10 protein-coding genes and 1 pseudogene are annotated in these 13,560 nt (G+C 40.6%); 2 read left to right on the top strand and 9 right to left on the bottom strand.

Going from position 1 to position 13,560, the window contains the following annotated elements:
• Positions 1-3 precede the first annotated feature (3 nt).
• Complete coding sequence (locus QT327_RS01240; protein WP_013667506.1) at positions 4-213, bottom strand: hypothetical protein; 210 nt, start codon at positions 211-213, stop codon at positions 4-6.
• Positions 214-664: 451 nt separating this feature from the next.
• Here QT327_RS01240 and QT327_RS01235 point away from each other — a divergent pair, with 451 nt between their 5' ends.
• Positions 665-2,002, top strand: a complete 1,338-nt coding sequence (locus QT327_RS01235; RefSeq protein WP_289551712.1) for a sigma-54-dependent transcriptional regulator — start codon at positions 665-667, stop codon at positions 2,000-2,002.
• A 6-nt stretch (positions 2,003-2,008) separates the two neighbouring features.
• Here QT327_RS01235 and QT327_RS01230 read toward each other — a convergent pair whose 3' ends face one another.
• Both QT327_RS01230 and QT327_RS01225 read right to left on the bottom strand, forming a co-directional pair.
• Positions 2,009-2,188 carry a hypothetical protein gene (locus QT327_RS01230; RefSeq protein ID WP_130855363.1) on the bottom strand — a complete coding sequence of 60 codons (180 nt, stop codon included), beginning with the start codon at positions 2,186-2,188 and terminating at the stop codon, positions 2,009-2,011.
• Positions 2,189-2,267: 79 nt separating this feature from the next.
• Positions 2,268-2,584, bottom strand: a pseudogene (locus QT327_RS01225) (DMT family protein).
• Positions 2,585-2,712: 128 nt separating this feature from the next.
• On the opposite strand from QT327_RS01225, the gene QT327_RS01220 reads away from it, so the two are divergent.
• Complete coding sequence (locus QT327_RS01220) at positions 2,713-3,537, top strand: helix-turn-helix domain-containing protein (protein ID WP_289551711.1); 825 nt, start codon at positions 2,713-2,715, stop codon at positions 3,535-3,537.
• A gap of 21 nt (positions 3,538-3,558) precedes the next feature.
• On the opposite strand, the gene QT327_RS01215 is transcribed toward QT327_RS01220, so the two are convergent.
• The 6 genes from QT327_RS01215 to QT327_RS01190 are packed head-to-tail and all read right to left on the bottom strand — an operon-like array spanning position 3,559 to position 12,983.
• Entirely contained in the window at positions 3,559-5,154 is a 1,596-nt protein-coding gene (locus tag QT327_RS01215) for a solute:sodium symporter family transporter (protein ID WP_289551710.1), read from the bottom strand.
• A gap of 3 nt (positions 5,155-5,157) precedes the next feature.
• Positions 5,158-6,198 (bottom strand): GntR family transcriptional regulator, encoded by a 1,041-nt coding sequence (locus QT327_RS01210; protein ID WP_198140281.1) that lies wholly within the window; start codon positions 6,196-6,198, stop codon positions 5,158-5,160.
• 7 nt (positions 6,199-6,205) lie between these two features.
• Positions 6,206-8,260 carry an alpha-amylase family protein gene (locus QT327_RS01205; RefSeq protein WP_130855365.1) on the bottom strand — a complete coding sequence of 685 codons (2,055 nt, stop codon included), beginning with the start codon at positions 8,258-8,260 and terminating at the stop codon, positions 6,206-6,208.
• Positions 8,261-8,277: 17 nt separating this feature from the next.
• A complete protein-coding gene (locus QT327_RS01200) occupies positions 8,278-9,873 on the bottom strand; it encodes a RagB/SusD family nutrient uptake outer membrane protein (protein WP_130855366.1) in 1,596 nt (531 codons plus the stop codon).
• Positions 9,874-9,907: 34 nt separating this feature from the next.
• Complete coding sequence (locus QT327_RS01195) at positions 9,908-10,360, bottom strand: hypothetical protein (RefSeq protein ID WP_289551708.1); 453 nt, start codon at positions 10,358-10,360, stop codon at positions 9,908-9,910.
• Positions 10,278-12,983: a SusC/RagA family TonB-linked outer membrane protein gene (locus tag QT327_RS01190; RefSeq protein ID WP_289551707.1), complete on the bottom strand. Its 2,706-nt coding sequence runs from the start codon at positions 12,981-12,983 to the stop codon at positions 10,278-10,280. The genes QT327_RS01195 and QT327_RS01190 overlap by 83 nt, the downstream gene beginning before the upstream one ends.
• Positions 12,984-13,560: the final 577 nt, after the last annotated feature.

The following is a 13,560-nucleotide window of genomic DNA, read 5'->3' as shown; positions in this document are numbered from 1 at the left end:
TATTCATAATCGAGCAGCGAAATTCAGTATTTCACTCAGCGATTTTACTGTCCATTGATAAAGGTGAAGGTCATTCAACTCCAGTTCTTTTGTTAGGTAGTCTTCTGTAACGATGTAGCGATCGCCCAAAGGAATGTAAGGAACGTTGCCAATATTGTTGTTTTGGATCTCGATATTCAGAAGAATGCTTAAAGTTTGTAAATTGTTACACATATGTTTTAGTTCTGTAGGCTAAGTTGTTCACAAGTTACATAATGTGTCTTAATATTTACTTCGCACATCTTTACAATAAAGATACATAGTTGCCTCACCGCAAGTGTGTTAATGAATTGGATCGAGATTCGCGTTCTTCTTTTTACAAGACGCTAGGTTTATGAGAACAATTGCGCTGCGTTCTCTTTTTTTTTCACGATTTTTGTATAATAAGTGAACATTTTTATGCTGACAATGCCCGTTAATGTCTTGTCAATCGTATATAAAAATGATTTCTCTCAATCCCGAATAGATTTCCCGACGATCGCATCACATGTGCCGATAAAGCAGCGAACTACTATTTTAATCGAATATTCTTATGGATGTTGGGGAATGGTCCAATTTTCTCTAAGTTTGTTCGATAGGATAACTGACAATCCCATTTGTCCGTATCCAATTAAATTGTTCGAAAGTGAAGCATGTATTATTAATTGACGACGAGGAAAAGCTCCGCCAGCTTACGGCTCGCATTATTGCGTTGGAAGGTTTTGAAGTTGTACAAGCAGATAGTTTAAAAAGCGCTCGAAAAAAACTCATAAGTGAAGAGTTTGATGTAGTGATTTGCGATGTCAAATTGCCGGATGGTAATGGGGTGGAGTTTATAGAAAGTATCAAAGAAAAGCAGCCCTTTGCTGAAATTATTTTATTAACAGCCTATGGGAATATTGCGGACGGTGTACAATCTATAAAAAATGGTGCATTTGATTATATCACTAAGGGAGATGATAACAATAAGATTATACCCCTGTTACATCGTGCATTTGAAAAAGCTCAGCTTGCAAAAAGAGTACAGCAGCTGGAAAAGCAGGTCGCAAAGAAATATAATTTTGATAGTATTATTGGGAGATCGCCTGCCATTATAGATGCTATTAATTGGGGTAAAAAAGTAGCTCAGGGAGATACAACTGTTTTGCTATTAGGCGAGACAGGAACAGGCAAGGAAGTGTTTGCACAAGCAATCCATCAAGCCAGTAATCGAAATAAGAGAAACTTCGTGGCTCTAAACTGTGCTGCTTTTGGAAGAGAATTGTTAGAAAGCGAACTTTTTGGTCATAAAGCGGGTTCGTTTACAGGTGCATTGAAAGATGAAAAGGGATTATTTGAGGAAGCAAACGGCGGGACGTTATTTTTAGATGAAATAGGAGAGATGGCTGTTGACTTACAGGCTAAATTGTTAAGAGTTTTAGAAATGGGAGAATTTTTAAAAATTGGAGAAACAAAGCCGACAAAAGTAGACGTCCGTATTGTTGCCGCTACGAATAGACAGTTGGAAGACGAGATTGAAAAAGGGACTTTCAGAAGTGATCTTTATTATCGACTTTCGGTATTTACTATTTTTTTACCGCCACTCAGAGAAAGGAAGCAGGATATCGCTTTGCTTGCCAATAATTTTGCTGAAGTTTTTGCCCTGAAAACGAATAAACGAATCGTCAAATTAAGCCACACTTACCTGCAGGCTTTGGAACATTATCCATGGAAAGGAAATATTCGGGAACTAAAAAATGTTATCGAACGCAGCGTCATCCTGGATGAAAGCGGGGTATTGAATGTTGATAGCTTACCGTACGAAGTTCGTCATCCCGAATTGCAGCATACAACGGTATCTTCGAATTTTTCGCTTGAAAGCATGGAGAAGCTGCATATTCAAAAAGTATTGGCTTTTACACACGGAAATAAAGCGGAAGCTGCTCGTTTACTCGATATTGGTATTGCGACATTATACAGAAAGATTGAACAATACAAGATCTAACAGGCCTTATGCTTGTTTTAGTGGGATAACCATATTCCAAGATTTTTCCAAGTCGTAAGATCTGCTGCCGGCACCGGTTGCAGCAAATAGATGTTTGGATAGTGCATGGATGCCGCCGCCTTCCTCCCCGCAAATATGTCCAAAACGACCTTTAGTAAAGGATCGTCTGGATAGTACGTTCCTCATTTATTCCAACAAATAAAATGTGATAAGAGTCTGAATATAATTCAGGGTTCTAATAGCATTTAAAACTAAGCATAAATTATTACTTTTTGAAAATAAAGTAAACGGCTAGTACAAGAAATACAAAACCGATAAAATGATTGCCGGTAAAATGGATATTCTTGAATGCAATAACGGAGAATAACATGAATATGACCAAGGTGATCACCTCTTGTAATACTTTTAGTTGTACCAAAGAGAACGGACCTCCATTTTGTTCAAAACCGATCCGATTAGCCGGTACTTGAAAGCAGTACTCGAAAAACGCTAAACCCCAGCTGACTAAATGATAAGCCACCATGCCGTGTTGCCTTCCGACTTGGCGAAAAATTTTAGATGACCATACCAGGCAACATTCATAAAGGCGTTTGAAAGCACAAGCAAGCCAATTGTAGTAAATACTTTCATATATTGTTTATTATATGCTAGAAAAATACGCATATTTACTCGTATTTGTTGTTCCAATTTTTTAATTGATCATTTCTTAAATGACTGAAAGACTTGATTATATCAGTGAGCGGATAGAAGTGTCGGAAAAATTCCAACCTGTTTTTAGCCATTTTTACTATGCCGCTAACATAGGCAGCGAATCCCTTACAAAAACACTGTTACCCAATTATCAGACAGTGCTTGTCTTTTGTTTTGGCGGAGAAGTATCGTTATCGGTGGGTGAAGCCATTGCACGCTTTATAAATACTTGTCTTGTCTTAGGCCCCATAAAAAGAGCCTTTGATTATACCTTGGCTCCGGGCACTGAACTATTGGTCATAAATTTCAAAGGCGATGCTTTTTATCGTTTTTTTGGAAGAGCACTAATCGATCATTTTTTTATGCATCCGGATGATTTATTAACGGATAGTTGCTTCGCGGAACTGACGTTGAAACTCCAGGCAAAATCCAATGAGGAACGGATCCGGTACTTACTGGCGTTTTGTGAACCCTATCTTCGTATAAATGACCAGGATGTTGCCCACATGTTGACTTTTCACGAAACACATACCTGGCTCAATCCTATTCAAGAGATAGCTAGAGAAACCAGGCAAACTGAGCGGAACTTGCAGTTAAAACATAAGAAAATCTTAGGCTATAGCGCCAAAGAGTTGAATCGTTATTATCGTTTTCTTAAAGCGATTCAATGGCTGGAACAACAACTAAAAAGGAAGGGAAAAATTAACTGGTTTGAACTGATAGAACACTGTTCTTACTACGATCAGAGCCAGTTAATACGCGATTTTAAACACTTCACGCAATTGACTCCGAAGCAATACCTGTCTCTTCAGCATCAACTATGTAACCCCAATTCAGTTGATTAAATTGATGGCTTAATCATGGAATCAGGATGCCAGTACGAAAGGAGAAAAGATGATATAAATCAATACCATCAGGATGAGTAAGACAACGTTTACAATGTGCCGGTTTTTCCATGGAACGACGAGGCTATGGGAGAGGTTGATTGAAATCGCTTTCGTGTTTTTTGATGGATAACAGAAGCTGATAGCGATCATGATGAAGACTGTAAGTAAGAAGAGGATGGCTAGAATGTGTAGGTAATGTATCGTCAATACGAGGATATATTCGCATATAAAGTAAGCAACCATAAAAAAGAGCAAGCCGATTTTTGCAGCGATGGGTGGGACCTTTTGGTTTATAAAGCCAACAACAATAATGGTGAAAATAGGCATGCTGAAAAGTCCCGCTACTCGCTGTAAATAGGTATAGAATCCGCTGTCAACAAAGAGAATAAAGGGAGCGGTTATCATCGCGATCATCGATAATAGCAATTCAAAACGTTTGGCAGTTCTTACTAATTGAGTTTCTGTTGGTGTTTTATGTTTTTTTTCTAAATAGGGTAAATAGAGATTCATAACAAAAAGCGTGCTGCTTCCATGTAATCCTGCATTATAGGTAGTTATCGCTGCACCGAAAACAAGTGCTGTCGTAATGCCCAATAGTGTATTAGGAAGCGTATCTGCTGCTACCTGGGGGAAAATTGATGCGGTATTTTCAACGCCTGCATATAAATGCACGGCTATTAAGCCAGGCAGATTAATTAAAAGAGGCATAAATAATTTGCTCAATGCAGCGAGTGCCATTCCTTTTTGAGCTTCTTTTAAATTTTTAGCAGCAAAGGTTTGTTGGACAATGTATTGCTCGATTCCCCAATAATAAAGATTGACCAATAACATTCCTGTAAAGATTGTGCTGAAAGGAACGGCATCTTGAGCCGTGCCGATAGCATTTAAATGGCTCGTGTGTTTGCTTAAAAGAAGCGTTAAACCAAGTGCGAGGTCGCCCTTGCCTAAATAACGAAGTCCATAGAAAGGTAGTACAATAGCAAGCAACAACAAGCCTATGCCTAAAAGCGTGTCCGATATGGTGATGGCTCGTAATCCTCCTAAAATAGTGTAAGCACTTCCTATTAAACCCAAAAGCCATACCAAAAGCCATATAGATTGCCAATAACTGATTCCCCATAAGCTTGGGAGATGAAACATCCCTGTTAATGCCACCGCACCACCATATAATACCGGTGGTAGCAAATTTACCGTATAGCTCAAAAGAAAGATAATGGAAACAAGTCGCTTCGTATCCTCGTCATAACGCTTTGCTAGAAAATCCGGCGTCGTAATCATTCCTCCTTTAAAATAGATGGGAAGAAAGTACTCAGATACCAGGAGCATGGCAACTACAGAGGTAATACCCCATGCCATAACAGATAGGTTATTTAGGTATACCGACTCATTCTCGCCGATAAATTGATTCGCGCTAAGATTGGTGAGAATCAATGAACTTGCAACGATCAAATAACCATTGTTTTTTCCTGCAAGTAAGAGTCCTTTTACAGTCCGTAAATTAGTTGATTTCGTTTTATACCATGAAATAAAAGCAATCAATAAGGTGCATAGTCCAAAGCTGACAAAGGCCTCCATTATTTACAATGACTTTCTTTGATATAATTCCGTTTCAATAACAAGTTGAATCTGTTCACGATCTTTAGCATAAGTAGCAGCAAGTTCGCCCATTTTCTTAAAATCCGTTGAAAATGTTGTGATACCTCCTGCCAAGATCTCCTTAATCACATCGTCATTATGTGCCAACACCCCCAAGTCTTTCCCCAGTTCCCATTTCTTGTCCATTACGTCTTTAAGGATCGCGTACAGTTCAGGATTATGGATCGTAAAATATACTTTATTTTTCTGTATCGTACCCGGTTTATAGCTGGTTTCGACTTTACCCTTGATTCCGGTCTCCTTTAAGAATTTTTTAAAAGACTTCAAAATATCCTGCGGTTCGGCGGTGTCCTTTCTAAAGAAGAAAATAACCTCCTCATAAGTCGATAACTTGCTTTCCAGTTGTTTAAATATGCGATAAGAGGTGTGTTGAAACTCTTGTACGATATAAGAATAGTCTTTTCCCAGCGAAATAAGGCGGTCGATGATCAGCAATTTAAAGGGAGGAATACTCAACAAAAGCTCTTTAATCCGTTCAGACGGAATAGGGGCAATGATGTATAAGCCGTAATGCCCAACAATGCGATGAAAAATGGCTTCAAACACATCCGGATTGTTATGGTGAAAATAAAGATCAACTTGGGCATCATCGCCCAGATTGATCTTTAAATGTTGGTATAAAGTTTCTTGAAAGGTGTCAAAAGCGTACATCAATAAGGCGATCTTCTGCTTTTGTTTGGTGTTTTTACTGATTACAAAATAACCCTTCCGGTTCTTCGAGGCAATGACACCTCGCTCAATCAGTTCTTTATAAGCTTTCACAATTGTCTCACGCGCGTAGCCCAGCTCTTTTACCATTGTATTAACAGAAGGTAATGGATCGTTTGCATATAGACATTCGTCATCAATAGCATCCAAAACACCTTGAATGAGTTTTTCATGCTTCGAAAGCGATTGAATTTTTTCTAATGAATGTATTTTTTCAAAAATAGGTGACCGATTGGAAGGCATATTTTGTATCATTTAGTATTTACTTAGCACTGATTTTGTAAAGATAAGCACCTTCTTTTTCAAATGCGATGTCCATCTGCTTGTTTAGTTTCATTTCTTGGCCACTTAATACCTCTTTAAATACGTAGGTCTTATTGGGGTTTAAACCAACCCGCTCCGTGTCGAGATGAATAGTTGTAGCCTCGGTGTCGAAGTTAAATACGGCAAGGTAGGTACCGGCCTGATCAGAGCGGATAAATAGGGGATTGGTTTTTGTCCCAGTGTTCCCTTCTACCGGACGAAAGGCTTTCCCGGATTGTATGATTGATTTAATTTCAGCACTTTGGAGCCATTTTATGATCCGTTGTTGCCAATGCGCAGGCTTTGAATAATCATCACCTAAAATAACCGAACCTGTAATCAAACCAGCGATTAGGCGTGCACGATTAGCCCCTTCGCTCTCCTGTTCGAAAACTAAATGATCTGCATCGATATAATCGTATTGATAAGTCTGCCACCAGCCATAATTGACGCTGTTTAACGTGTATTCCGTATCTTTAATACTTTTCCAAGCATCGCAGGCTATGCGTCTCATATGCGCATAGCGCGCTGTTGCTAAAGAAGGGGAGATGGCTGCATATACCAACATGCTGTTAGCTAGATGGTTTGATAGACATTCCATTCCAACTCGATATGCCTGCATACCGGTGCTTATTGTGCTATCGAAAAAACCACTGGACTCAGCTGCGGCATGTGCGAGGAAGTCGATTTTTATCATCTTAAATCCGCACTCCTTAAGTTTGTTAATAACATAAGCGATTCGGGCTTGTGTGCCGGGATGGGTGGGATCAAGTGCTCTGCCGCCATCGAGGTCGTGGTAACCTTTAGTGGTTTTCGTCCACATGTCTGAAAATTTATAGTTACCCCCCTCCGCTACCCTGTTAGAATCTCCTCTAAAGCCCCAGTCGGTGAATGGTGCCCAATAAACCCCGGGCTCCAGCGCTCTTTTTTTGCAATAAGCAACGAATTCCTTTAATTGGGAAAAATCACCGGAGAATCCACCCTCCACCATATTATCCCAAAAAGAGTCGAGATCGATAAAGGCGGTTTGATCATTATTTCTAAAGAATGGAATTTTTTTGTCAAAAAAATCAACTACACGGGTCGCCTGTTCGTAGCTGAGATGTTCCTTGATAACGCCCCAGCTATTCCAACCAACGGGTGTAGCTTTGGCCCAAGGTTTAATATAGGGCGCTTCAACCGATCGACCTGCTTTTGCGTAAATTTCCAGGCCATCTCGCCAATCCGAAAAATAACCAACGAAAATTTTCGGCGATTGTATCGTTTTGCCACTGATTGCTCCGTGCGCCATGGAATCTCTGGTCACCTTTACGTCGCTGTAACCAGCACATATTTCGAGTTCATGAATAGAGGCTTTTTGACCGGCAGTTTTCACGCCGGTTTTCCAGTTCATATGGTTTAAGGATCCAACAACCAATCCGTGACGAGATTGATTATCAAACACAACGCCTATTTCTGCACTTGTTTGTGCATTCAAGCTGATAGGTTTTGCGTCGTAAGAGATAAATGTATCGTTATCAAAAGGTACGAATAGCGTTCTAACATCTTCACCGTGTAGGAGCTGTGCATGCTTGCTATATAAGGGTATGAGCTGGTTGGAAGTCAATAATTGTTGGTCCATTATTTCCAATTGCGTCAAAATAAATTCCCGGTTTGGATAGCAGTAGAAATAATGGTTGACCGTTGGTTGCCCCGGTGCTTTTGCGGTAAGTTTAATCTGAACACCTTTCCCCAATTCGTCTTTTATTTGCTGTTGTTGTATTTCGTAGTTACTGTAATCGGTGTTAGTGTATTTCTTCTGGTTGGCTAGAAAAGAAATTCCAGCTTCGTTTATAATAGCTGTGCTCTTATATTTTATGGAGAATGACCCCGATTTTCTATGAATAATCAGTTCATTCTCTCCGCCAAACGGGACAACGTAATCTGCTGTGGTTTGAGCCACCACATTTGTTGTCGTAAAAAAGAATGATAAAGCAGCGAAGCTGAAGCTATATAAATACTTTATGATTTGCATATGGTCTGTTTGCTATATTAATACCCTGAATTTTGGTCGCTTTCTGATAAATCCGGATTTTGTCGAAGTTCATCTAAAGGTATTGGCCAAACAAGGCGAAAATCCGGTATGGTCACCGGTTCGCTGATTCTGTTTCCTTTATACATACCCGAAACCCAACGATTTCTTTCCTGTACGTATTGCTTTAGCAATCCGGTGCGTAATAAATCGAATTTGCGCCAGCCTTCAAAACAGAGTTCGCGCATCCGCTCATCCATCAGGTTTTTCATAAACTCTTCTTCGCCCATCATGCCCCATCTTTTGTCTGTCGGAAGGTTACCTCCGAAAGCTCTTTTACGGACGACGTTATTGATTAGTTCTATAGCTTCTCCTTGTCTGCCTATCTTGTATAAGCATTCAGCATAACATAACGCAACATCGCTAAAGCGAACGAATGGGACATTCTTGCCGCTATAGTAGGAGCTGAGGCCTTGCTCTACCGTGCGTGTGTCTTCATATTTTTTTACATGGGGATCAAGCTCATCGCCCCAAACATAGCCCGTTAATGATGGTTTTTTGCCATCCCAGGTAAAATCATATCGTATACTCTCGGCTCGTCTCACATCGCCTTCTTCCCATACACCTCCTTCCGATCGTAGCTTATAACAGTATTCACTTGGCATGGTTCCATCAAAGCCTGCAAATAAAGCGGTTGCCTCTACGGCCGTCATACTCGCTACCGGTCTTGAACCCATATCCCATTGTATGCTATTCATATCGCCGCTCACATTACTGAATTGGAAAGCATACACCATTTCTCTTTTATAATCGGTCGAATTCTGCTGATGGGCATCATAAATCGTACTATAATTGATTGCTCCTGTACCACCAAAGTAGGGATTGTTATAGACTTTTTCAAATTGTTCTGCGGCTTTTGTATAGTCTCTGAAACCGGAGGATTCCGGCGCATAAAGGTAAACTTTGCCGAGTATCGCTTGTGCTATGGCACGTGTAGCTCTTCTTAAATCGGTATAATTAGGATCCGCCGGATCAGGCAAATACTGAATGGCCTTTTGTAAATCGCTTTCTATGGACTTATAAACTAAATCAATTGATTGTCGTTTTCCGCCCATATCTGTTCCGGTGAGGGGGATAGCACCAAACATCTGTACGAGCTCGAAATTATTGACAGCTCGTAAAAAACAGGCTTCACCTAAACGGAGATTGAAAGCGTTATCTTGACTACTTTCATTCGGGCTTAAGGCGGATATCGCGCTAGACGCACGCGCTACGATACGGAATCGACTTTTCCATACATCGAGTATACCACCATTGGTACTGTTCATACCATCAAGGTAAGTTTCTAATCCTTTGCGAAAATTATTATCCCGCCATTGTATGCCTCCCATGTTGGCTTCATCAGTGCCTGCATATAGTTCGATCCGATTTTTGTGCGAGTCGCGCCAATCCTTGTAAAGCCCCAGGATATAGCCGTTTAAATTCTCAATATTATCAAAAATGGCATCATCCTGAATTTTGGATTCAGGTTTTACATCCAAAAATTTGTTGCAAGAGCTAAGAGGCAAAGACAGCGTTGCCAGTAATATACCGGTATATAATAAGTGCTTTTTCATAATGAGTTGTATTTAGATTTAAGTGGTCTAAGCATTAGAATGATAGATTAACGCCCAAAGTAAAACTGCGTGTTAATGGATAGCCTTCACCTGCTTCGGGATCGTACCCCTTGTATGGGGTGATGAGCAGGAGGTTGTTTCCAGAGGCATAAATACTCAGATTGCTTAGAGGACCTATTGATTTACCAGGAAAATTATATGTTAGGTTCAATGCCGCTAAACGTATAAAAGAGGCATCTAACATCGCCCAATCGGTAGAGCCGTATCCAAATCGATTAAATTTGTTTCCGCGATAGGCTCTAGGGACATCCGTATCCGTATTTTCAGGGGTCCAACGATTAAGTTGATCGATACTTGCAGGGGTAAAGCTGGCAGAACCGTCCATTAACGCATCCCATTGCCCATTAAACTTTTTTGCCCGTAAGAATAGGTGAATACCGCGTTGAGGGACAGGTTTTATAAGCAATGTTGGTGTTGAAGCCACCATAAAATTTAGGATCTGCTTTGCCGACGATTGCCATATCATTTTCGGCTGTGATTTTTCCGTCGCCGTCTAGGTCAGCTGGCAGAATATCTCCCGGCCGTACAATGTAACCGTTATAAAAGGTCATACCGTTAATGCGGTCCATATCCATTTGTTGAGCGATTTTTTCGGCCTTAAATGTATAGAAGGTGTTAAGCGACTGCCCAACAAATAAATTACCGTCTCGTGCCATAATGTTACCGCCGTTCCATAATACGTTGACACCATTGACCAACTTTTTAACGGTATTTTTATCGTGTGCAATATTACCTGAGATACGCCACTGAAAATCTTTGGAGTTGATAACTAAGGCATTAAAACTGAATTCCAAACCTTTGTTAGCTAGCTCTCCTACATTAGCAATTTGATAATCGTAACCGAACGACGGCCAAAGGGCCATACGCATTAGCAGATCCGTATTCCGCATATAAAACACATCACCGGTGAAGGATAGCCTATTGTTTAAAATGCTCAGGTCGAAACCTGCATTGTATTGTTTTTGTTTTTCCCATCTTAAGGCTGGATTACCGAATCGGTTATCTTCCGGAGTGAATCCGACAACGCCGTTCGAATAAGCAGGTTGGTAGATGGTCATATAAGTGTAGTTTGGTATATTTTGGTTTCCCAGCAAGCCAAAACCCGCTCGCAATTTCAATTGATCCAACCAGCTTGCATTTTTTAGAAAGCTTTCTTCTCGCATATTCCAACCGAGCGATAGGGAAGGAAAGGTGCCCCATTTGTTTCCATCTCCAAATCGCGAACTTCCATCGCGGCGCACTGTTGCAGTTAACAAGTATTTGCCATCATATGAGTAATTGATCCGAGCGATAATGGAAGCCAGGGTGTTGGTTACATAATCGGAGTTGATAGTATTACGTTCGCGGTCGCTGGCCAATCCCATACCTTTATAACCCAATATGTCAGTAGGGTAGTTATAACCGGTCATATCAATGGCATTGGTTCGCGTTTTTGACATACTTGTGCTAATTAATCCAAAAAGACGGTTCTTGCCAAAGGACTTATCGTAGCTGATCGAATTATCCCATTGCCAGTACTCCGTAACTCCACGCCATTGCCAACCCCTTCCATTGTAATTGTCGCGCATGGATTGACCGATATTGCTCGGAATATAACTGTTATCTTGTTTATTATAAATATCTGCGGATAAGGATGTGCGTACATTGAGCCCTTCCACGGGCTTGGCCTCTAAAAAATTGGTTGTTAAAATCCGGCTATGTATTTCCTCACTAAGCAAATCTTTCGTTAATATAGGATTGTAATTTCCCATCTGTGATACGCCTTGGAAAGCCATATACAACCGATCGGTATCAATCGTTTGCATAGGATTGGCCATTAAGGCGGTGGAATAAGCGTTTGCATCCAAGCGATTTTTATCTCCGCGCGAAATACTCGTATTGGTACCCACCTTTAACCACGACTTGATTTGTCGCTCATAATTGAAACGGCCACTAATCCGTTTGTAACGAGATACATCAAGCACACCCTTATTATCCGAATATGAAAATCCCAAAAAGTAGTTCGATTTATTATCGCCACCGGAAAAATTTAATGAGTGGTTCTGTTCCAGGCCGGTTCGTGTAATAGCATCGAGCCAATCACTGGTGATGTTGTTCTGGCCATTGTATAATTCTTCCGGAGAAAAGATTGCGCCTGCTATATCTGTTTTTGTTAAGAAATTATCAATATAAGCTTGGCGATCAGCATTCGGATTTTCATCCATATAGGCATTTGCGTAAGCGTCTATACGTAGATCATACATTTGACGGGCATCCAATAATTTGATGCGATTCTGATAGTTGCTTATGGTAGCAAAACCGCTGTAACTAACTTTTCCTTCCCCTTGCTGCCCCCTTTTTGTAGTTATGACAATGACACCATTTGATGCCTTTGATCCGTATAAAGCGGTAGACGAGGCATCTTTTAAAACTTCTATGGACGCAATGTCATCCGGATTGATCATTCGAATACCTTCTTCCGCTACAATACCATCAATTACATAAACGGGATTGGTACCGTAAGAGATTGAGTTGGTACCGCGCACTTTGATCGTTACATCTTCTCCCGGTGTGGCATTGGAACGGGCAATATATAAACCGGGCACTTTTCCTTGCATGGCAGTTGTAAGATCGGTTGTTGGAATTTCCTTTAGTTGTTTTTCACTGATCGATCCAATGGCTCCGGTAAGATCGCTCTTCTTTATTCGGGTTCCGACAACAACGACATCTTCCAGCTCAAACCCTTGCGGTTGAAGTAAGATGTCGGAAACCGCATTTGAAACACGTAATTCCTTAGGTTGATAACCAATATACGTAATTACGAGAATAGCATCTGGAGCTACAGTGATGGAATACTGCCCGTTCGCGTTTGATGCTGTGCCATTTGTACTGCCTTTTACCTTAATGGAAACACCCGGTAGGCTTTCGCGGGTTAGACTGTCCAAGATGCTTCCGGTCATTTTCATTTGTTGTGCCGAAGTTGCAGTTCCAAATAAAAGCAGCAAACTGAAAGCGAACGCTGCTTTTGTGCTTGCTATAGCACAATACCATCTTTTTAAAGTTAGAATCATGATTTTTAACAGGTTTTATAATTTGTAAATAGGGGTCCTTTACGCCCACTGCGACATTAGGTTCATTGTAGGTACATTACATCAGTATTATACTTTTATCATTGTATAGGTTAGCGTATTCTATTCTGTACTAGTCTATACTAGTTATGCAAAAGTAAAAATAAAATGGAAAAAAAGAAATTATTTTAAAAGTTCGTGGTGTGTTTGTAGAGACATGGTCTTTTGAAAGAGGACTTCGCTCCGCTCGGTGATCCTGAAAAGGGGAGGATGACAGCTAAAAAGCTTCGCACTCCGTGCTTGGGCATTGTGGTTTATAGCTCACTCAAGCAGGCTTGGTTCGCTGCAGGATTACCTCGCTCCGCTCGGTGATCCTGAATTGGGGAGATGACAGCCAAAAAGCTTCGCACTCCGTGCTTGGGCTTTCGTTGTTTATTTACTCACCCGAGTAAACTCGGTTCGTTATAAACAACGAAAGCCCTTGCTTTCGCAAGAGCTTTTTAGCTGTCGGGGTGGCAGAACGATCACCCCTCTACTCTAAATATCTGTATTTAAACTATTTAATACCCATTCTTTTTAA

The sequence above is a fragment of the Olivibacter sp. 47 genome (assembly GCF_030372825.1).
In the GTDB taxonomy this organism is placed as follows: domain Bacteria; phylum Bacteroidota; class Bacteroidia; order Sphingobacteriales; family Sphingobacteriaceae; genus Olivibacter; species Olivibacter oleidegradans.
Note: the sequence above shows the minus strand (reverse complement) of the source record. Positions and strands in the feature narration are given on the sequence as shown.

What these genes read in the sequence shown, in the direction of transcription:
- QT327_RS01230 (WP_130855363.1), bottom strand. Translation starts at nt 2,188, where the DNA reads ATGAGGAACGTACTATCCAGACGATCCTTTACTAAAGGTCGTTTTGGA.
- QT327_RS01240 (WP_013667506.1), bottom strand. Translation starts at nt 213, where the DNA reads ATGTGTAACAATTTACAAACTTTAAGCATTCTTCTGAATATCGAGATC.
- QT327_RS01200 (WP_130855366.1), bottom strand. Translation starts at nt 9,873, where the DNA reads ATGAAAAAGCACTTATTATATACCGGTATATTACTGGCAACGCTGTCT.
- QT327_RS01210 (WP_198140281.1), bottom strand. Translation starts at nt 6,198, where the DNA reads ATGATACAAAATATGCCTTCCAATCGGTCACCTATTTTTGAAAAAATA.
- QT327_RS01215 (WP_289551710.1), bottom strand. Translation starts at nt 5,154, where the DNA reads ATGGAGGCCTTTGTCAGCTTTGGACTATGCACCTTATTGATTGCTTTT.
- QT327_RS01195 (WP_289551708.1), bottom strand. Translation starts at nt 10,360, where the DNA reads ATGGTGGCTTCAACACCAACATTGCTTATAAAACCTGTCCCTCAACGC.
- QT327_RS01190 (WP_289551707.1), bottom strand. Translation starts at nt 12,983, where the DNA reads ATGATTCTAACTTTAAAAAGATGGTATTGTGCTATAGCAAGCACAAAA.
- QT327_RS01205 (WP_130855365.1), bottom strand. Translation starts at nt 8,260, where the DNA reads ATGCAAATCATAAAGTATTTATATAGCTTCAGCTTCGCTGCTTTATCA.
- QT327_RS01220 (WP_289551711.1), top strand. Translation starts at nt 2,713, where the DNA reads ATGACTGAAAGACTTGATTATATCAGTGAGCGGATAGAAGTGTCGGAA.